The sequence below is a fragment of the Streptomyces sp. NPDC004111 genome, from assembly GCF_042874215.1.
Taxonomy (GTDB): domain Bacteria; phylum Actinomycetota; class Actinomycetes; order Streptomycetales; family Streptomycetaceae; genus Streptomyces.
This window is the reverse complement of the sequence record NZ_JBIAMU010000001.1, coordinates 426783-446703: the sequence shown is the minus strand read 5'-3', so window position 1 is coordinate 446703 and position 19921 is coordinate 426783. Positions and strand designations below refer to the sequence as shown.

Genomic DNA, 19921 nt, shown 5'->3' with positions numbered 1-19921 from the left:
CTACTGACTTACGGCCGGCCACTGATGAGTGGCCGGCCGTAAGTCAGTAGCCGATCGCGGATACCGAATCGGCCGCCGGTGCGTGACCGGCGGCCGATGGGGGGGGCGTTGAAAGCCGCGACTGTTTACGGCCGCAGGCGCTCCGCGACGACGGCGGTGGCCGCCCCGATCACCTCGCCGCCGACCGCGCCTGCCAGGTTGAAGAGGTGGAAGGCGCCCTCCAGCCGGTGGTGGCGCACATCCACCCCGGCGGCGCGCAGCCGTCCGGCGTACGCCTGACCCTCGTCCCGGAGCGGATCGAGCCCCGCGGTCACGACCGTCGCCGGTGCGAGCCCGGTGAGGTCGTCGGCGAGCCCGGGGTTCAGCAACGGGTCGTCGTAGCGGCCCGGTTGCGCGTAGTGCTCCAGGAACCAGGAGAGCAGCGCGTCGGTGAGGCCGTAACCGGTGGCGTACTCGGTACGGCTGGGCGTGGGCGCCGCAGGGGTCAGCCAGGGGACCACGAGGACCTGGTGGTCGAGGCGGAGCCCCGCGCGGGCCGCACACCGGGCGACCCCGGCGGCCAGGTTGGCCCCCGCGCTGTCGCCCGCCACCGCCAGGCGCACGGGATCGATCCCGAAGTCCACCGCGTACGTGGCGATGTGCAGGGTGGCGGCGAGCGCGTCCTCGGCGGCTGCGGGGAAGGGGTGCTCGGGGGCCAGCCGGTAGTCGACGGCGACGACGACGCGTCCGGTCGCCTCGCACAGGGCCGACACCCAGGCGTGGTGACTGTCGAGCCCGCCGACCACGAAACCGCCGCCGTGGAAGTACACGATCCCCGGCAGCGGCGGACCGGATGCCCCGGCGGCGGCCGGACGGTAGATCCGGACCGGAAGCGGCCCGCCGGGGCCGTCGAGCGAACGTTCACTGACGGCCCCGGTCGTGGCTGCGGGCGTCTCCCCGGCCCTGGTTTGTGCCGCGGGCCCGGCCAGGGCCGCGACGGCAGGGTCGCTGCGGGCCGCTTCGACGCTCGGGGGAAGGGCGTCGCCGCCGCCGTGCGCGGCGAACAGGGCGAGTGCACGGCGGGTGTGCTCGGACCAGTCGGCGGGGCGGCCGGCCGTGGGGCGGCTGGTCGATACTCCGGGGCGGCCGTCCGCAGGATCGCTGGTCGATTCGCCGAGGTGGCCGGCCCGGTCTCCGGGGGTGGTGGTCATGCCTGGTGGGTGAGGACGGCCTTGACGGTGGCGCCCGCCCTGACATCGGCGATGGCCCGCTCGATGTCAGGCAGCGGATACGTCGTCACCAGGTGCTCCACCGGGAAACGGCCCTGCTGGTGGAGGTCCAGCAGCCGGGGGATGAGCAGCCCCGGGGCCTGGTGGCCCATCACGGAACCGGTGACGGTACGGCCCTTGAGGAGTTCGAAGGCGTTGGCCCGGAGGTCCGCGTCCAGGGCGGCGACGCCGAGGACCGCCGCGGAGCCGAGCGGCGCGAGGACGGCGACGGCGGTGTTCATCACGGGAACGACACCGGTCGACTCCACGCTGTGGTCCACCCCGCGCCCGCCGGTGAGGTCCATGACGGCCTCCGCGGTGTTCGCCGTGGACGCGTCGATGACGTCGGTGGCACCCAACTCCGTTGCCAGTTCGAGGCGTTCGGGGTTGCGGTCGACCGCGATGACGCGGGTCGCACCGGAGGCGACGGCGGCCATCAGCGCCGCCAGACCCACCGCCCCGAGACCGAAGACCGCCACCGTGGCACCGGCCCGCACCCGCAGGGAGTTGAGGACCGCGCCGGCGCCGGTGATGAGGCCGCAGCCGAGCGGGGCGAGCATCGCGGGCGGCAGGTCGGCGGGGACCTTGACCAGGCCGCGGGGGTGGGCCAGACCGTGCGAGGCGAAGGAGGACTGGCCGAAGAAGTGGTCGTGCACGGGGCGGCCCGACGCGTCACGCAGGCCCACCGAGCCGTCCGCCCGTCGGGAGTGGAAGTTGAGCGGGATGTGCCGGTCGCAGTACGCGGGCTGCCCGCCCAGGCAGTTGCGGCAGGTGCCGCACGAGTCGAGGCTCAGCACGACGCGGTCACCGGGGGCGAACCCGGTCACCGCCGAACCGACGGCCTCCACGATTCCCGTGCCCTCGTGCCCCAGGACCACCGGGTGCGGGGTGGGGAGGTGCCCGGCGGCGGCCTCCAGGTCGGTGTGGCACAGCCCGGCAGCCTCGTAACGGACCAGGACCTCGTCCGGTCGCGGGTCTTCGAGCAGCAGTTCCTCGATCAGGAACCCCTGATCGGCGTCTCGGACGACGGCGGCGGTGACAGTTGTGGGCATGACGATCCGGTCGCTTTCTGAAAGGGGGGAGTGAAGGGGGGTATTCGGCGGAGAGGGGCGTCGGTCCGCAGGGCGGTTTCGGTCCGTAGGTTGGTTTCGGTCCGTAGGGCGGCGGCGATCGCTTCGGATCGCCGCCGCCCTACGGGGTCAACCTGCCTGCGCCGCAATGGAGTTCGCGTCACGGGCCGGGCAAGAAGGGCCCGTCGGCCGCTACTCGGCCGCTACTCGGCCGTGCGGTCCAGGATCAGGTCCGCGGCCTTCTCGCCGATCATGATGCTCGGCGCGTTGGTGTTGCCGGTCGGCTCGTGCGGCATGACCGACGCGTCGGCCACCCGCAGGTTCCGCACCCCGTGCACCCGCAGTTCCGGGTCGACGACGGACATCGCGTCCAGGCCCATCCGGGCCGTGCCGATCTGGTGGTGCCCGGAGACGACCGTGGCGCGCACGTGGTCGCGCAGCTGGGCGCGGGTCGCGGTGCCCGGTCCGGGCAGCACCTCGCCGTCGTTCCACTCCTTGAGCGCCCCCTGCTCCGCGATGTCGCGGAGCATCTCCAGGTTGTCGACGAGCAGTTCGAGGTCCCGGGGGTCGGAGAACACCCGCGGGTCCAGGAGCGGCGGAACGGCCGGGTCGGCGGACCGCAGCCGCAGTTCGCCGCTGCTGTGCGGGTGCAGCAGCTGGCCGACGGCGGAGAAGCCGTGCTCGGGCAGGTCGGCGCCCGGCACCGGGTAGGGGAACGACAGGAACAGCGGCTGGAGGTCGGGGACCGCGAGCCCGGGGCGGGACGACGCGAAGTAGTGCGCCTCCAGGCCCTGCGCCGCCCAGCCGGGCAGCGGCTGCTTCGACTTCCAGACCAGCGGTGCCGACCAGTGGTCCTGGAGGTTCTGCCCGACGCCCGGCAGGTCGGCGCGCACCCGCAGCCCGAAGGAACGCAGGTGCTCGGCCGGGCCGATCCCGGAGAGCATCAGCAGCTGCGGGGTGCCGAACACGCCGCCGGAGAGCACCACGTCGTGCGCGGCGCGGGCGACGTGCTCCTGGCCGTCGACGACGTAGGCGATACCGGCGGCGCGGTCGCCGTCGAACACGATCCGCGTCACCAGCGCGCCGGTGACCACGTGCAGCAGCGGGTTGTCCCGCACGGCGGACCCGTAAGCCACCCAGGTCGACTGGCGGCGCCGGTCCTTGATGGTGTGCTGGGTGTAGCTCACCCCGTGCTGGTCGCCGCTGTTGTAGTCCTCGTTGTACGGCAGGCCGTACTGCTGGGCGGCCTCCACCCAGGACCGCACCAGGGCGTCGGGTCCGGGGTTGCGCTGCACGTGCAGCGGCCCGCCGGTGCCGCGACCGCCCGCGGGGCCGCCCTCGAAGTCCTCCATGCGGCGGAAGTACGGCTCGACGTCCCGCCAGGACCAGCCCGCCGCGCCCTGGTAGGCCCAGGAGTCGAAGTCGGCCGCCGCGCCCCGTACGTAGATCATGCCGTTGAACGCGCTGGAACCGCCGAGGGTCTTGCCGCGCGGCCAGGGCAACTGCCGCCCGTCCGCGTGGGTCTGCGGTTCGGTCAGGTAGGCCCAGTCCCAGGCGCTGTTCCACAGCTGGACCGAGCCCGTCGGGTCGTGGATCGCCTCGGTGTCGTCCACCGGGCCCGCCTCGACGAGGAGCACCTTGCGGCCCGCGTCGACCAGACGCCGTGCGACGACGGCCCCCGCGGAACCGGCGCCCACCACGATGTTGTCGAAGTCCGTGCTGTTCATTGCTCTTCCTTGTCTGCGTTGGTGCGTGCCGTGTGCCGGGCGGCACCTGCCACTGGCGGAAGGTGCCGCCCGGTTCACGCGGTCCTCACTCTGGCCGGGGTCCGGACGGACCGCATCGGTCACCGGATCCGTCATTCCGGCCGGGGCCCCGGGGCCGGTACGGCGAGAGCGCCGCACCGGCCGCCGGGGGTCAGCGGGTGGCGCGGTCGGCCTGCTGGATGAGGCGGGTCACGGCGTCGGGCCGGCTCACCATCACGGCGTGCGAACCGGACACCTCGGTGATGCGGGCACCCGCGCGCCGGGCCATGAACCGCTCCAGGCGCGTACCGATGGCCTGGTCCTGCGTGGCGACCAGCGCCCAGGAGGGCAGCGTCTTCCAGGCGGCCTCCTTGCTGGGCTGACCGAACGCCTCGACGCTGATCGGGCGCTGCGAGGCGGCCATCAGCGCCGCCTCGGACGCCGGGACGTCGGCGGCGAACGAGGCACGGAAACGGGCCGGGTCGATGAACACGTCGGTACCCGTGCTCGTGCCGGGCCGGTTGTACGTGATGTTCTTCAACGGCAGCGGCTTGACGGCGGGATCCGTGTGCTTCTCGATCAGCCCGCCGAGCGACTCGCCCTTGTCCGGCACCCACGCCGCGACGTACACGAGTGCCTTGACGTCCGGCACGGAAACCGCGGCGTTGCCGATGACGGCCCCGCCGTACGAGTGCCCCACCAGGATCTTCGGTCCCGCGACGTCCTTGAGGACGCCGGTGAGGTACGAGGTGTCGTAGTCCAGCCCGCGCAGCGGGTTGGCGACGGCCAGCACGGGATAGCCGTCCCGGCGCAGCCGGTCCACGGTGGCGTTCCACCCCGAGGCGTCGGCGAACGCGCCGTGCACCAGGACGACGGTCGGCTTGTTCCGGTGGACCTGGGTGACGCTCTCCTGCTGCTCCGGCACCGCCGACGCGTTGGTGGCGAGCAGACCCGCCGCCACCACGGTCGCGGCGGCGGTGGCGCCGAGGACGTAGCGGTTGCGGGAGGAACGGGAGCGGGAGTGACGTGAGTTGTTCATGCGTGATTCCAAAGGGGTGGGAGGAGGCGCACCGGTGCCCCGGGACGGTGCCCGGAGACCGGTGGTCAGGGGTGTGGGCCGGACGGAGTTCCGGCGGGTACGGCCCGTGGGCCGCCCGGACGGTGTGCCGGACGGCGGCCCGTCGAACGCGTCGACGGCAGCCGGGAGTACGAGCACGAGCACGGGCACGCCGCGGCGCGACGGCCCCGGCAACGGCCGGGGTCCGCGAACGAGCGGCCCATGACCGGCCCACCACCCCTGTTCACAGGAGGCGGGAACCGGTCCGTGCGGTGACGACTCTGCCCCGGCCCCCGGAAGCACCGCATCCGTCATCGGATCCGTCATGACCGTGCCGACCGCGCGAGCGGCCCCGGAAGCAGCCCCTCAGCCCCTCAGGAAGCCACGGCCCCGGGGAGCGCGGAGACGAGCCAGGACTCGGGCGGAGCACCCCGGCTGTCGGACTCCTGAGCCTCCACCGCCGCGATCTGCCGCAGCAGAAGCGTGGCGTGCAGTTCCTCGGCCGTCTCCCGCGCCCGGCGCAGCAGGGGCCGGGCACGCTCGGGCGCACCCGCACCGGTCCACGCCTCCGCCAGGTCCGTGAGCGTCGCGGCCACGTCGATCGGGGACTCGGCCCGCTCCAGGTAGGTCAGTGCCTTCTCCAGGAGCGGAACACGCCGGTGTGCGGCGGACGTGGTGGCCATCGCCCGCCAGGCCAGCCCGATGAAGCGGGGCGCACCCCAGCGGACGGCCACGTCGAGGGCGTCCTCGGCCAGGGCGCGTGCCTCCTCGTGACGGCCGAGGCGCACCAGCTCCGCGGCGGCCGAACATCGCCACGTCTGATGGCCCGGCGTGGCCAGCCCCCACAGCGCGATCTGCCGGCCCGCTTCGAGGAAGTGGGCCGCCGCCTGCTGCGCGTCGCCCCGGGCGGAGAAGAGCATGCCGCGCACATAGAGGAAGGTGGTCCACGGCCAGGACTCCGTGTCGGCGTGGTGCGTCACACTGTCCAGCCACCGCTCCGCCTCGTCCAGCCTGCCGAGGCCGACGAGCGCCCGCGCGTGCAGGGCGACCAGGGCCAGCGGCCTGCGTACGTCCTGGTCGAGGGGCACGCTGGTCAGCAGCCGGCACTCGGCCAGTGCCTTGCGGTGGTCCCCGCGCCGCAGCGCCATCTCCGCCCTGAGCTGCACCCGGAAGAGGTCGACGGTCGAGAAGTCCTGGTCGCTCGACTGGTCGCACAGCTGCTCGACGAAGGAGATCCGGTCGGCCCACATCGCGAGCATCGCCAGCAGACCGACCAGCGGGCGGGGCAGCTCGGAGCACTCGGCCACCGTGCGGGGGGTAGGGAACCGGTCCATGGTCTCCTGCGCGGTGAGGCGCAGTTTCGCCGCGTCGTCGCAGATCAGCAGCGCGGTCGCGACCGGGTCCCCGGCGACGAGCCCCGGTGGTGTGGCCCTGATCTTCCGCATCATCGCGTGCCAGGGGCCGGGGGTGAGCGAGGTGATCAGCCAGCCGGCGCAGCGAATGGCCAACGCCCCCCAGGCGTCGACGGCTTCGGTCTCCGAGGTGACCGTCTCCATGAGCCGGACGGCGGCCCACGCCTGCCCCTGCGACACCATGACCCAGGCCAGCGGGACGACCGCCGTCGGCGGTTCCGCGCGCTCCCGCTGGATCTGGAGCGCCTCTTGCAGGTGGAGGCGGGCGGCGTCCGGATTCGTCTGGAGTTCGGCCTGCCCGAGGTGCAGGAGCACGTCGGCCCGCTCCGACGGCAGGGTGATGCGCGCCGCCGCCTCCAGGTACCGGACGGCCTGCGCACCGGCACCGTCCCGCAGACAGTCGTTCGCCGCGTCGACGAGGGTGGCCGCCCACGGCGCCCACTGCGTACCGGACAGATCGACCAGGTGGTCGGCCACCTCCCGGTTCGGCCGGTGGCACATCCGGGCCCGGCGCGCCGCCGCCACGCCGACCCTGTCCCGGTCGTCGGGTGTGCAGGCGTGCAGGAGCGCGGTGGCGAAGAACGGGTGGGGGAGCCGCGGCGGCTCGGCTGAGGCCAGCACCCCGCGGCGGGCCAGCCTGGCGCAGAGCTGCCGGGTCGCCGCGGGGGACTGCTCGCACACGGCGGCCAGCGTCTCGGTGTCCGGTTGGTGGTCGGCGAGTACGGCGAGGGCGCGTACGAGGCGTACGGCGGCGGGCCCGTGCCGGTGCAGCAAGTGGCAGAGCGACCGGGCGAACCGGTCGGACACCAGGTCCGGGGTGATGCCGGTACGGTGCCGGACCGGATCGAGGTCGGCAAGGAGGGCCGCGACCAGGACGGGGAGTCCGCCGGTGATCTCCCGTACCTCCGTCGCCAGGGGAAGGAGTGCGGCCAGGGCCTCCCGGGCGGGATCGCCCGGGGCCGTCGTGGTGTCCTCGGGGTGTGCGGCGCCCAGCCGGCGGTGGGCCAGGGCGGCGATGTCCCGCACGTCGAGCGGTCCGAGGGCGAGCACGAGGTGGGCGTGCGCCTCCAGCGCGGCGTACCAGGCGGTGCCGGGGTCGTCCAGCGGCACGTCGGAGGCGGCCAGCACCAGCAGCACCGGGCGGCGCAACAGCCCCCGGCCCACGAGTGCGAGGGCCTCCAGGGAGATGGCGTCGGCCTCCGCGACGTCGTCGGCGAGCAGCACCACCGGACCCCGGACCCCGTCCAGCGCCCGCAGGGCCCACTCCGCCAGCCGCCGGGCGTCGGCGTCGGCGGGCGAGCGGGGACCGTCCTGCGGGGACAGCCCCAGGGCGCCGCGCAGCCCACTGACGAGAGCCGGCTCGCCACCCGTACCCGACAGGGAGAGCCACCGCGCGGCGGGCAGCCGCCGGGCCGCTTCGCACAGCAGCAGTGACTTGCCCGTTCCGGCCCCGCCGGAGACCACCACCAACCCGCCCGCACCGGAGCGGCCCCGGGCGGCGAGCGCGGTGATCCCGCCGATCTCCGCCTCCCTGCCCACGCACAACGGCCCGTCGTCCGCCCCGGACACCCACGTGGACGGTACGACCACGGAGCCCGCGGGCTCCTGGTGAGCCTGGGGGACAGGGACTTCGGGGGCAGGCGCGACGACAACGACAGGCGGCACAGGGGCAGCAGGCGCCACCACCTGCTCCGGCTGCGCGTACGCGTGCGGTTCGAGCAGTTCCTCGCCGTTGAGGATGCGGGTGTGGAGGTCGCGCAGTTCGTTGCTCGGCTCGACGCCGAGCTGCTCGATCAGGAGGTTTCGGGTGTGGCGGTAGGCGTGGAGGGCTTCGGACTGTCTGCCTCCGGCGTACAGGGCCTGCATGAGCAGTCCGTGGAGGCGTTCGCGCAGGGGGTGTTCGGCGGCGGCCAGGCGGAGGCGGTCGACGATCTGTTCGGCCCGTCCGCCGACGATGGCGTTCTCCAGGCTGTCCTCCAGGACCACCAGGCGGCGTTCGGCCAGCGAGATGCGGCGGCGTTCGGCGTAGGGGCCGGGCACTCCGGCCAGGGGTTCGCCGTGGAAGAGGTCCAGGGCGCGGGTGTAGTGGTCGTCGGCCTGGCGCCACTGGCGGCGGGTGCGGGCGCGTTCGGCCTCGGCGACCAGGTTTTCGAAGCGGCCCAGGTCGAGCTGGTCGTCGGCGATGCGCAGCTGGTAGCCGCCGTGCCCGTAGAGCAGGACGCAGGGGGGTGTCCCGGGTGGGCGGGGTGGTTCGAGTACGGCGCGCAGGGCGGAGACGTGGGTCTGGATCACCTTGTTCGCGCGCAGCGGGGCGTCCTCGGCGTACAGGGCGTCGAGCAGGGTGGGCATGGAGACCCACTGGCGGCGGCGCAGGGCCAGCACGCTCAGCAGGGCTCTGCGCTGCGGCGGGCCCAGTGGCACAGCGGTGCCGTGCTGCTGGGCGGTCACGCCGTCGAGCAGCGTGAGGCCCAGGCCGGCGACCACCTCGTCAGCCGTCATCGTTCGTTCCCCGTTCCGACCTGGTCAAGGGTCGTAAGTTTGTACTTAACATCATATGACCTGCACCGTTACCGCCTTTTGCACGATCGTTGACCGCGCCGCCGAGTCTTGTGGCCAGGGGGAGCACACCTGCTCCGCCCGGGACAGAGGGGAGCGCCGTTCCCGTCGTGCGGCGACCTTTCCGTCGTACGAGGCAGCGCGCCTCCCAGGAGACAGCGCGCGTCCGGTGGACCGCGCACTCACCCGCACCCGTCCCGGGCACCGGCGGCCCCTGCGCCATGACCACCGCTGTAACCGGGCGCGTCGCGCGCCCCGCCGACACCCCGTCGGCACTCGCAGAACACATAAGAAGGACCGCACATGTCTTGCCTGAAGTTCCTTGCCATCTCCGGAAGTCTGCGCCGCGCCTCCCACAACACCGGGCTGCTGCGATCCCTTCCCGCGCTGGCCCCGGACGGTGTGGCCATCGATCTGTACGAAGGGCTGGGGAACCTCCCCCTCTTCAACGAGGACCTGGAGCCGCTTCCCGCGCCCGCGGCGGTCGCCGCGCTGCGCGCCCGGGTGGCGGACGCGGACGGCGTGCTGATCGCGACCCCGGAGTACAACTCGTCGATCCCGGGGTCCCTGATGAACGGCCTCGACTGGCTCTCCCGGCCCGCGGGCGCCTCCGTCCTGCGGGGCAAGCCGGTCGCGGTGCTGGGGGCTTCGCCGTCGCAGTTCGGCACCGCTCGGGCCCAACTCGTCCTGCGCCAGGTGCTCCACCGCATCCAGGCACAGGTCCTCGACCACCCGGAGGTGACCGTCTTCCGCTCCCACGGCCGTTTCGACGCCGCGGGCACGTTCCTGGGCGACGAGGTGACCGAGCAGCTGCTGGGCGATCTGCTGGCGGGCCTGGTGCGGATGAGCCGTACGGACGCGGCGGTGCCCACCGCCTGAACCGCTCCGTTCAGGAGCTCTTGAGCGCTTCGAGTTCCCGGGCGATGGTTTCGGTGCTCCGGAAGGTGGCGCCCAGCAGCGCGACGTGCTTCCAGCGCAGCGTTCCGTCGGGGGCCACGATGAAGACCGCCCTGCGCACCCCGATTCCGGGCGCGGTGATGCCGAACATCCGGGCCACCTTCCGGTCGGGGTCGGCCAGCAGCGGCATCTTCAGCCCGTGCTTGCGGGCGAACGCCTCGTGGCTGTCCAGGTCCTGGGAACTGATGCCCCAGACCTCCGCGTCGGCGGCGGCGAAGACATCGAGCCCGCTGGAGTAGGAACACAGCTGCTTGGTGCACACCGCGGTGTCGTCACCGGGATAGAAGGCGAGCACCAGCGGGCGCCCCGGAGCGCCGCGCAGCGCGTACTCGCTCCGCTCGAACCTGCCGTCGACCAGCACGCCACCGGGCAGCGTGAATTCGGGAACGGCGTCTCCCTGAGCGGGACTCGCGGCCATCGGGTTCCTCCTGGTGCGGTGCGCTGCGGCGCTGGGCCGGCGGACGGGTGCGGCACGGCACGGACCGGGGCGGTGCCGCTTTCCCAGCACCCGCGCGGCCGTGTCCGGCACACCGTACTGGTGCACACGCCCCCGGGACGGCGCGGGGCACCGCGAGCCGCTGCCGCCGGCGCTGTCCCCGTACCCGTGTCCGGCACCGCGGAGCCTGTGTCCCTGCCCCGACCGGGGCCGGGACACCGGCTCTCACCACGTCGCCGCGCCCCAGCCGGAGGTCAGGTCCGCCAGCCACTGGTCGGGCAGTGTGCCCCGCCACCGCTCGGTGAGCGCGGAAGGGACCGTGGCCAGCCGCTCCAGGGCGATCAGGCCGACGGGGTGGGCGAGGAGTTCGTACCGGCCGCGCACGGCAGCCGCCGACCGGGGCCCGCAGGACGCGAACAACCGCACCAGCCGCTCCTGGTAGCGGATGACGAAGTCCTCCAGGAGGTCGGGGTGGTGGGCCCGTTCGGCGTCGCGGACGGTCGACCAGAGCGCGGGTAACACCTCCTGGGTGACGACGGAGTCGAACCGGGCGTGGACCCCGAACTGCGTGTACGAGCGCACCGCGACGGCGAGCACCCGGTCGGCGGCGCCCTCCCGTACCTCCAGCTCGGCCCGTTCCACCGCGCTGTGCGCGTACGCCTCCGTGCTCGTGCTCATCGTGTGCCCTTCCCCACCCGTACCGTTGACCTCCGCATACCCAGCCGGTCAAGTCCGGTATCCCGATCCGCGCCCCCATGTTCGTCCGCGGGCGGAGGGGCGCCCGGGACGGGCTTCACCTGCTGCCCCGCATCCTCCCCCGGCCGGTGTCCGGCCGGGTCCACAAAGCGAATATCGCCGCCGACCGGTGGGCGCGTGTGCTCCGGATCCCCCGGCGGGTCAGCGCGCCTCGGCCGCGCCCTCGATCACGGGTTCGCCGGATGCGGGGCGTCCCGGGCCGTCCTCGGGTGTCGGACCGGCCCCGGGCGTCGAACCGGTCGGGCCGCCAGCCGTGGCGGCGTCGCGCAGCGCGGCTTCGACCCGGCTGTTGCTGGTCATGGTGGCCGTCACGGCGGTCATGGTGAGCAGGAGACCGGCGGCGGCGTAGAGCGGGGTGCGTACGTCGTGGGCGGTGGCCAGCCAGCCGCCGAGGAAGGCGCCGAACGGGGCGGCGCACATGGCGAGCATCCGGGAGGTGGAGGCGACCCGGCCCATCAGACGGGCGGGGACGATCGCCTGCCGGAGGGAGGGGCCCAGCACCATCGTGGCGCCCATGCCTGCCCCGCAGACGGCCAGTGCGAGCCCGGCGGCATACGGGTCCGGAGCGGCGGCCAGGCCCAGGATGGCCAGCCCCTCCACCGCGGCCGTGCAGGTCAGGGCGGTGCCGGTGCCCAGCCGACGGCCGAGGAAGGAGGCGATGCCCGCGCCGAGCAGACCCCCGGTGGCCTCCGCGGTGAGGAGCAGGCCGAAGCCCAGGGTGCCGATGCCCAGGCGCTCGTGCGCGAAGAGGGCGAGCACGGTCTCCACGGCGAGGAAGGCGATGTTCCCTACCGCCGGACGCAGCGCGAGCCCCAGCAGCAGCCGGTCCCGGAAGACGTACGAGGCCCCGGCCCGCGCCTGCCGCAGCAGCGACTCGCGGGCCTGCGGCACGGGCCGGGGCGCGGCGGGCAGGGACCGTACGAGCAGTGCGGACAGCGCGAAGGACAGCGCGTCGGCCAGCAGCGGAACCGACCGCCCCAGCGCGAGCAGCGCGCTGCCCGCCGGTGGCCCGGCGAAGCCGGACGCGGCGGTCTGGGTGCCGCGCAGGCGGGCGTTGGCGCGCTCCAGGAGCGCCGGGTCGCGGCCGAGCAGGTCCGGCAGGTAGGCCGTGGCGGCCGTGTCGAAGAAGAGCTGGCCCAGGCCGAGCAGGAAGGCGACGGCCGCGAGCAGCGGAACGCTCAGCAGGTCGAGTGCGGCGGCTCCCGCCGGCAGGGCGAGCAGCACCGCGCGTGCCGCGTCCGTGAGCCACATCGTGCGTCTTCGGTCCCAGCGGTCCACCAGCGCGCCGCCGAGCACTCCGAAGAGCAGCCACGGCAGTGTTCCGGCCGCCGTGACGACGGCGAGCGCCATCGGATCCCGCGTCAGCGTCAACGCGAGCAGCGGCAGCGCGGCGTGCGTCACGCCGTCACCCAGCGAGGACACCGTCTGCGCGGTCCACAGCCTGCCGAACCCGGACGGCAACTTCTCCTTCTCCGTCTTCACTTGGCGTCCTCCTCGGCCCGCGCCCGCGATGCCGGGTGGAACAGGGCGAAGACGAGCGAGGCGTCCGGCAGCGACGGGTCGGACAGCTGCCGGTACTCGTCCGCCAGCGCCTCCAGCCGCGCCCCCAGCTCCGCGAACTGCTCCTCGGTGAGCCGCAGGTGCGCCATCTTCACGTGCCGCTCGCCGTCGGCCGGCGCCGCCTCCAGGTCCGCCACCGCGTGCCGCATCAGCACGTCCGGCCCTCCCTCGCCCGGATCCGGCAGTACGAGCGTGCGCGCGGCCATGGCGTAGTACCGCTCGGTGACCCCGCGCACCTTCCGCGTCCGCACCACCTTCACCAGCCCGGCCCGCTCCAGCAGCCGCACGTGATAGCTGGAGCTGCCCTTCGCCAGTCCCACGCGCGCGGCGATCTGCGTGATCGTCGCGGGCTCGAAGCGGAGCACGGCCATGATCCGGTGACGCGTCAGATTGGAGACGGCGCGCAGCTGCTCGTCCGTGCTGACGTGAAGCGTCTCGGGAAGGTCTTCAGGAGGCATGCGTGCAATGGTCAACACCTCTTGACCATTGCGCAAGGGGTTTGCCGGGACGGGTCCGCTCGGGTTCCCCGTACGGGCTCGCACGGGCTGTTCGCCGCGTCCGGGCGACACTGGGAGGCGTGATCATCGAACGCGCGTATGCCCACCTCTCCTCGTACGACGAGGAGACCTGGCCCTGGTCGGTGCCCTGCGTCCGGCAGCTGCTCGACGAAGGGCTGCGGTTCCGCGCGCCGGTGACCTTCCTGGTCGGGGAGAACGGCTCGGGGAAGTCGACCCTGGTCGAGGCGCTGGCGGAGGGGTTCGGCCTGGACTCCTACGGCGGGTCCCACGACTGGCGCTACGCCTCCCCGCGCGGCAAGTCGGCCCTCGGCGAGCGGATGAAGTTCGACGCCGCCGCCGGGCGCGGGCGCCGGATGGCCGCCAGCTGGTCCGCCCGCAAGGGGTTCTTCCTGCGCGCCGAGACCGCGCTGGACGCCCTGGGCAGGGAGGGCTTCTCACCGGACAGCGTCAGCCACGGCGAGGGCTTCCTCGCCGCGTTCCGCGGGAAGTTCCTCGACGCCGGGCTCTACGTGCTCGACGAGCCGGAGGCGGCGCTCTCCTTCTCCTCGTGCCTGGAGCTGATCGGGCACATCGACCGGCTGGCCAAGGAGGGCGGCCAGGTCATCTGCGCCACGCACTCCCCGCTGCTGACGGCACTGCCGGGCGCGGACATCATCGAGGTCGGCGAGCACGGCATGCGCAGGGCGGACTGGCGGGAACTGGCCATCGTGGACCACTGGCGCCGCTACCTCGCCGACCCGCAGGCCTATCTGCGGCACATCGTCGAGCCTTAGCACGGGCCGCGCGCCGCGACCGCGCGAACTTCTCCGCGCTAGCGAGGGGGTGTCTGCTGCGGTACGCCCAGCGCGCGGATCAGCAGGTCGACGTGCGAGTCCAGGAAGTCCTGGCCAACGGGCCGGCGACGTACCGTCAGACGCCAGAAGATCGGAGCCGCCAGCAGGTCGAGCATGAGTTCGCGGTCGACGTCCTGCGGCAGTTCCCCCCGGGAGACCGCCCGGTCGATGAGGGCCTCGCCCCGCTCGCGCCGGGGGTCTCCCAGGTTCGTGGTGAGCGCGTCGGCGAGCTCCTCGCTGCGCAGTGCCTCGGCGACCATGTCCGGGAGGATCCGCCCGAAGCGGGGGTCGTTCAGCCAGGACAGAACCGAGGCGACCATGGCCTGGAGGTCACCGCGCAGCGAGCCGGTGTCGGGGGCTTCCGCGAGCGGAACGCTGAGCTGCGACACGGCGGCGACCGCCAGGGCGCTCTTGGACGGCCAGCGACGGTAGAGGGCGCTCTTGCCCACCCCCGCACGTTTGGCGACGGCCTCCATCGAGAAGCGCCCGAAACCCTTGGCCGCGAGTTCGTCCAGGGCGATGTCGACGATCGCCTCCGTCAGCTCCAGCTGGAGCACCGCGGCACCGGAGGGCTTTCTCTTGTCACGGCTTCGAGGCTCCATGGCCGGCAGCCTAACATTTGGACGGTACCGTTCCGACCAAATCGGCGAGGGGCGGCTGCGCGGCGATCCCGGTGCACGTTCCGCCGTACGGTCCTGCCCCGGTGCACCGGGCCGCCGTGTTCAGGCAGTGAGCAGCAGGTCCCGGTGTTCGCTCAGGAACTCCCGGAGGGAGCGCGGCGAGCGGCCGGTGAACTGCTTGACCGTGTCGGCGACGAAGTCGTTCTGACCGGTGCGGATGAGGTCGTCGAGACCGGCCAGCGAGGCGGAGAAGTCGGGGGAGTAGCCCGCCTCGACGTACTGCCGCACCCGTTGTCCGACGCTGACCGAGACGTGCCGGACCGGCTTGCCGGTGGCCTCGGCGAGGAGGGCCGCGGCGTCGTCGTAGCTGATCGAGTCCGGCCCGGTGACGAAGAACTCGCTGTTGTGCGCGGTGTCGTCGGCGAGCAGGGCCGCCGCGGTGGCACCGATGTCCCTGGCGTCGACGAACGCCTGCTTCCCCTCGCCGGCCGCGGTGACGAACTCGCCCGAGGTGCGGATCGCTTCCGCGAGCGGGTGCCTGCCGACGAAGTTCTGCATGAACCACGAGGGCCGGAGCACCGCCCATTCCGGCATGACGGACTCGACCAGCGCGGCCACCTGCCCCAGCCCCGGGTCACCGGTCCGGACGGCCGACGAGCTGAGGAACACCGTGCGGCGCACCCCGGCCCGCCGCGCCTCGTCGAGGAACGCCTCGATCGGCGGGACGGGGTCGGCGACGCCGACCGGTGCGATGAGGTAGAGGCGGTCCACCCCGGCCACCGCCGTCGCGTAGGTGTCCCGGTCGGACCAGTCGAACCTCACGTGGTCGGTCCCGGCGCTGCCTCCGGCGTCCTTCGTCGAGGTGGTGCGGATCGGCAGCCCGGTTTCCCGCAGGCTCTCCGCGACCGCGCTGCCGGTGTTGCCGCTGGCGCCGAGCACGAGAATCCTCGGTGTCGCGTTCATGACTGCTCCTGTGCGGTGAGGATCTCGGTGAGGGGCTTCTCGCCGGTGACGGCGTCCACGATCTGGGGGAGGGAGCCCAGCGCGTGGCCTGCGGCCAGCGGGTTCCAGTAGTCCTTGTACGACTCGATGCCCCGGTCGCCCACGCGGATCACTCCCACGTAGTCGATGTCGTAGGGGCGGCCGGTGGCCAGCGCGGTTCCGCCCACACCCCACTCGACGATCATCACGTCCGGATCGGCCGTCTCGTGGCGGGTCTGGTGGCGGATGCTCCGCAGGTCGACGTGGTCGGTGTAGGACCGCACGTACTCCCGTACTTCCTCACGGCCGCTCAGGTCCGCGTGGCCAGGAGGGGCGAAGGGGAACTCCATGACGCCGTCCGGGGCCCACAGGTCCGCGAAGCCCATCATGTCGTGGGCCAGGAGTACTTCGTGCATGCGGTCCATCACGTCGTGGACGCGCCGGCGGCGGGCAGCGGCGTCGAGCTGCTCGGTCATCACAACCTCCTCGTTCCGGCCGGCTCTCACCGGCCATGTGGACGGTACCGTCCCGTCCAAGCTTTGGCCATAGGCGGACGGTACCGTCCCGTCCTTGTGCTGTTCTGGTCGACCTCCGCCGCCGTGTCACCGTCGGCGGACCGGCCGGCGCTGTCGCGGATGCGGCGGGGGCGTCGAACCCAGGCGGGTCAGGCGCCCCGGGCGGGCAGCAGGCCGACGGCCTTCAGGCGCTTGTCCGAGGCGCGGGCGGCCCAGGCGGCCACCAGCAGGCCCACGGCCAGCAGCGGATAGCCCATGACGATCTTGGCGAAGCCCAGCGAACCGACCTCGTCGGCCGCGTAGAGGTACTGCTGCACGGCGAACCGGGCGCCGAAGATGACGGCCAGGAACAGGGTGGCGACCGTGTAGTAGAAGCGCGAGCGCTTGTCCTGACGCCACACGGTGCCCTTGCCGGTGGCCCCGTTCCAGATCAGTCCGGCCAGCGGCCACCGTGCGAGGACGGAGACCAGGAACAGGACGGAGCCCGCCAGGCTCGCCCAGATCCCGATGAGGAAGTAGTCCTTGGCGGAGCCGGTGTACCAGGTGATACCGGCGGCGATGGCCGCGCCGAACAGCCCGCCGAGCGCCGGCTGGAGCGATTCCTTGCGCAGCAGTCGGGCGGCGGCGATGGCCACCGCGACGGCGAAGGCGGCGATGATCGCCGCCCCCAGCCCGCCGAAGTTGTTGGCGACGACGAAGGCCACGACGGGCAGCGCCGAGTAGACGAGGCCCTTCGTGCCGCCCGCCTGCTCAAGGGCGGTCGGCTTCTTGCTCTGACCAGTCGTCTGGTGCATCTGCATGGTCGCCGCCTCCGGGGGAGTGGTGGTCTGCACGGTGATCAACTCTTCCTGGTTCGCCTGAGATGAATCGCGGTGTCGTCTCATCACTTACTGCCACTATGTCATTAAGTGACATTCTTGGGAACCCCGTGTGACCCAGGTCACATTGACCTCTGCTCCTCCGAGGGGCGGGCATGTCGTCTCTCCCGCAGGCGTGGACGTATGCCTGTCGCCTTGGTTGCGGCGGGGACGGGGGCGGTGACGGGCGCGGACGCGCGTCAATCGCGGGGTGGGCGCGCGTCCGGGGGTGCCGGAGACGGGGGCGGGCCGAGTGCGTGCTCGCCGCATCGGGGCACTGGTGCGGCGGTACGTCGGTGCATCGGTACGTCGGCTCGACGGTGCGGTTTGGCTCGACGGTGCGGCCGGAACGAGGTGTGACCCCGGACCGGCCGGGAGGGGCGGTGCGGGGTGCCAGGGGTGCCCGGGGGCGGGAGATCGCGGGCGTGGGCGGCTCGGGTCAGACCGTGATCGGGTCGCCCACGGCTCCTCCGGTGGCCCTGCGGACGGCGTGTGCGATGCGGGTGGAGGTGTCGGCGAACTCGCGGGGGTCGGCGCCGTCCAGGAGCTGCGCGCCCACGTCCTCGTTGATGACCCGCAGCGCCGCAGCGGCTGCCGCAGCGTACAGACGTACCTGCAGGTCCTGGGCGGGGAGCTGAAGTCGTTGCGCGATGATCCCGGCCATCTCCCGTTCCACCTGGTCGCAGGCCATCAGCCAGGCCGTGCGGATGGCCGGCTCGCGGTCGGCCAGCCGGATCATCTTCATCGCGAGCACGTTGTCGGCCATTTGTACCGCGTCGATCTCACGGCCGATCCTCGTCGATTCCGCGTGGAAGTGGGTTTCGAGCGAGAGTTCCGGGGGCCAGCTGCGCAGCGTGGACATCTCCAGCTCCACGCCCTCCATCACAATGGGTTCGGCGCAGCTCTCCTTGCTGCGGAAGTGCCGCCAGATGGTACGGGTCGACAGCCCGACGGCCTCGGCGATCTGATCGCCGCTGGTCGCGTCCACGCCCTGGTCCCAGAACAGGCGGCACGCCTCGCGTGAGATCTCCAGGCGCAGGCGGTGACGGCGTCGTTCGCTCATCCCGCCCTCGCTGCGCTTGGTCGATGCCGTGCCGGCCATGTCGCCGCTCCCTGTCCCGTAATGTCAGCAAGTGCCATAATGGCATTTAGTGAAGTTGAATGCCAATGGGGTGGGTGCGCATTCTTCACGGGCTTTGCGGGGTGCCTGCCGTCGGCTCGGCCCGCCGGTCCGCCGTCGAGACGGAAAGGCGCTCGGGTGTCGAGGTGCAACTCGGCGACGGTCCCGGCGTGTCCGGCAGGGTGAATGGACGCGGGCATGCGGCAGGCGGTCGCCCCCGCTTCGAGGCGACCGCCTGCCGCGACACAGTGCGCGGGTTCCGTACGTTCCGTACGTGGTGAACAGGTGAGCAAAGGCCGCCGCGCAAAGGGCGAACGACTTCCCCCGGTTTCCCGGGATCCCCCGGTTTCCCGGGACCTGCGTCCCGTCATTGCCGAATCGGTGAAAATGGCTGCCGAGTAAGGCAGTTGACCCATTCCCGGGCGGTTGCAGCCGGGTATGATCGCCCTTCTGTCATGCCCGCCGAGGTTCCGATACCGGCGCCGACGGCTCAGTTTCCGGAGCCGACGATCGCGGTGACGCGAATCTCCACGCGCATCGCGGCGAGGCCCAGGACCGTGACACCGGTCTCGGTCCAGATCGGCGCGCGGCCCCCGAGACGGAGACGGAACTGCTCGGCCATGACGTTGTTGACGTCGTCCCCGATGGCGTCGTCGCCCGGCGCGACCTTGTGGTACGAGTTCACGTGGATGACGTCCTTCCAGGTCGCGCCGACCGTGGCGAGCGCGCGCTCCACGTTGTCGAAGGCCTGGACGATCTCGTCCTCCAGCGAGTCGGGGATGACCAGGTCGTCGTCCACACCGGCCTGGCCGGAGATCTCGACCCGGTCGTCGACGCGAACGGCCCCGCTGTAGCCGAGCGCCGCGTGCAGCTTCTCGCCGTAGCCCGGAACGATGCCGAAGGTGACAGTGCTGCTCATGATGCTTCCTCTTCCTGCCGTGTAGCGGTGAGTTGAGTCGCGCATGACTTCACGCATGAAGTGAATGTAGCAGGAGATGACTTCAAGCGCAAAGTGATGGCAGACTTCTTTCCCAGGACAGGCAGACCCTCCGGCAGTACGGGAGAAACCATGAGCGGCACGGACGGCCACGAAGGCGACCACGAGGAAGGGCACCAGGGCGGGACCGCCGAAGGTTCCAGCACCGGTTCCAGCACCGGTTCCGGCGACGGCGAGGAGCTGCGGTGGCTCGACGCGCAGGAGAAGGCCGCCTGGACCGGGCTGATCTCGCTGGTCCTGCTGCTGCCCGGCAAGCTGGAGTCACCGCTGCGGCAGGAACACGGCATCACCCTGTTCGAGTACCTCGTGCTCAGCCACCTCTCCGAGGCGCCTCGGCGCACCCTGCGGATGGGCGAACTCGCCTTCCTCGCCAGCGGATCGCTCTCCCGCCTCTCCAATGTGGTCAAACGCTGCGAACAGCGCGGCTGGATCCTGCGCACCCCCGACCCCGACGACGGCCGTTACACCCTCGCCGTACTCACCGACCCCGGCTTCGACCTCGTGCACGAGGCGGCGCCGACGCATCTGCGCTCCGTGCGCGGCACCGTCCTCGACTCCCTCAACACCGCCGACCAGAAGGCCCTCGTCCGTATCGCGCAGAAGCTCCGCATCGTTCCCGACGACTTCGGCTGACAGCCACCGCACGCGACGCCGACACCCGTCCCGTACGGCGCTGAATCGGGA

The 19921-nt window shown here is 72.4% G+C and carries 18 protein-coding genes; 3 read left to right on the top strand and 15 right to left on the bottom strand.

All coding sequences use genetic code 11. The features are described from left to right. Positions 1-125 precede the first annotated feature (125 nt). The 5 genes from ACFYVL_RS01985 to ACFYVL_RS01965 form a co-directional block, all read right to left on the bottom strand. Complete coding sequence (locus tag ACFYVL_RS01985) at positions 126-1190, bottom strand: alpha/beta hydrolase (RefSeq protein WP_389240747.1); 1065 nt, start codon at positions 1188-1190, stop codon at positions 126-128. After that, positions 1187-2299 (bottom strand): NAD(P)-dependent alcohol dehydrogenase, encoded by a 1113-nt coding sequence (locus ACFYVL_RS01980; protein WP_389240745.1) that lies wholly within the window; start codon positions 2297-2299, stop codon positions 1187-1189. The genes ACFYVL_RS01985 and ACFYVL_RS01980 overlap by 4 nt, the downstream gene beginning before the upstream one ends. 221 nt (positions 2300-2520) lie before the next feature. Beyond that, positions 2521-4044, bottom strand: a complete 1524-nt coding sequence (locus tag ACFYVL_RS01975; protein WP_389240743.1) for a GMC family oxidoreductase — start codon at positions 4042-4044, stop codon at positions 2521-2523. A 190-nt stretch (positions 4045-4234) separates the two neighbouring features. After that, positions 4235-5101 (bottom strand): alpha/beta fold hydrolase, encoded by an 867-nt coding sequence (locus ACFYVL_RS01970; RefSeq protein WP_389240741.1) that lies wholly within the window; start codon positions 5099-5101, stop codon positions 4235-4237. 392 nt (positions 5102-5493) lie between these two features. Further along, entirely contained in the window at positions 5494-9030 is a 3537-nt protein-coding gene (locus tag ACFYVL_RS01965) for a BTAD domain-containing putative transcriptional regulator (RefSeq protein ID WP_389240739.1), read from the bottom strand. Positions 9031-9390: 360 nt separating this feature from the next. On the opposite strand from ACFYVL_RS01965, the gene ACFYVL_RS01960 reads away from it, so the two are divergent. Then, the gene (locus ACFYVL_RS01960) at positions 9391-9966 is read left to right on the top strand and encodes an NADPH-dependent FMN reductase (protein WP_389240737.1); all 576 of its coding nucleotides are present in this window, start codon (positions 9391-9393) and stop codon (positions 9964-9966) included. A gap of 10 nt (positions 9967-9976) precedes the next feature. Here ACFYVL_RS01960 and ACFYVL_RS01955 read toward each other — a convergent pair whose 3' ends face one another. The 4 genes from ACFYVL_RS01955 to ACFYVL_RS01940 form a co-directional block, all read right to left on the bottom strand. Further along, positions 9977-10462 (bottom strand): peroxiredoxin, encoded by a 486-nt coding sequence (locus ACFYVL_RS01955; RefSeq protein ID WP_389240735.1) that lies wholly within the window; start codon positions 10460-10462, stop codon positions 9977-9979. Positions 10463-10705: 243 nt separating this feature from the next. Next, complete coding sequence (locus ACFYVL_RS01950; protein ID WP_389240733.1) at positions 10706-11158, bottom strand: hypothetical protein; 453 nt, start codon at positions 11156-11158, stop codon at positions 10706-10708. 219 nt (positions 11159-11377) lie between these two features. Then, a complete protein-coding gene (locus tag ACFYVL_RS01945; RefSeq protein WP_389241298.1) occupies positions 11378-12697 on the bottom strand; it encodes an MFS transporter in 1320 nt (439 codons plus the stop codon). A gap of 17 nt (positions 12698-12714) precedes the next feature. Next, positions 12715-13254 (bottom strand): ArsR/SmtB family transcription factor, encoded by a 540-nt coding sequence (locus ACFYVL_RS01940; RefSeq protein ID WP_389240731.1) that lies wholly within the window; start codon positions 13252-13254, stop codon positions 12715-12717. A 119-nt stretch (positions 13255-13373) separates the two neighbouring features. On the opposite strand from ACFYVL_RS01940, the gene ACFYVL_RS01935 reads away from it, so the two are divergent. After that, positions 13374-14087 carry an AAA family ATPase gene (locus ACFYVL_RS01935; protein ID WP_389240729.1) on the top strand — a complete coding sequence of 238 codons (714 nt, stop codon included), beginning with the start codon at positions 13374-13376 and terminating at the stop codon, positions 14085-14087. A 38-nt stretch (positions 14088-14125) separates the two neighbouring features. Here ACFYVL_RS01935 and ACFYVL_RS01930 read toward each other — a convergent pair whose 3' ends face one another. From ACFYVL_RS01930 to ACFYVL_RS01905, 6 genes are all read right to left on the bottom strand, one after another. Further along, positions 14126-14749 (bottom strand): TetR/AcrR family transcriptional regulator, encoded by a 624-nt coding sequence (locus ACFYVL_RS01930; RefSeq protein ID WP_389240727.1) that lies wholly within the window; start codon positions 14747-14749, stop codon positions 14126-14128. A gap of 120 nt (positions 14750-14869) precedes the next feature. After that, positions 14870-15730, bottom strand: coding sequence for an NmrA family NAD(P)-binding protein (locus ACFYVL_RS01925; RefSeq protein ID WP_389240725.1), 861 nt, complete (start codon positions 15728-15730; stop codon positions 14870-14872). Beyond that, positions 15727-16224 (bottom strand): nuclear transport factor 2 family protein, encoded by a 498-nt coding sequence (locus ACFYVL_RS01920; RefSeq protein ID WP_389240723.1) that lies wholly within the window; start codon positions 16222-16224, stop codon positions 15727-15729. Before ACFYVL_RS01920 ends, ACFYVL_RS01925 begins: the two co-directional genes overlap by 4 nt. Positions 16225-16412: 188 nt before the next feature. Continuing rightward, the gene (locus tag ACFYVL_RS01915) at positions 16413-17096 is read right to left on the bottom strand and encodes a DUF3159 domain-containing protein (RefSeq protein WP_389240721.1); all 684 of its coding nucleotides are present in this window, start codon (positions 17094-17096) and stop codon (positions 16413-16415) included. 463 nt (positions 17097-17559) lie between these two features. Then, complete coding sequence (locus tag ACFYVL_RS01910; protein ID WP_389240719.1) at positions 17560-18222, bottom strand: TetR/AcrR family transcriptional regulator; 663 nt, start codon at positions 18220-18222, stop codon at positions 17560-17562. Positions 18223-18730: 508 nt separating this feature from the next. Next, on the bottom strand, positions 18731-19159 hold the full coding sequence (locus tag ACFYVL_RS01905) for a Rid family hydrolase (RefSeq protein WP_389240717.1): 429 nt from the start codon (positions 19157-19159) through the stop codon (positions 18731-18733). A gap of 150 nt (positions 19160-19309) precedes the next feature. On the opposite strand from ACFYVL_RS01905, the gene ACFYVL_RS01900 reads away from it, so the two are divergent. Continuing rightward, entirely contained in the window at positions 19310-19870 is a 561-nt protein-coding gene (locus tag ACFYVL_RS01900; RefSeq protein WP_389240715.1) for a MarR family winged helix-turn-helix transcriptional regulator, read from the top strand. Positions 19871-19921: the final 51 nt, after the last annotated feature.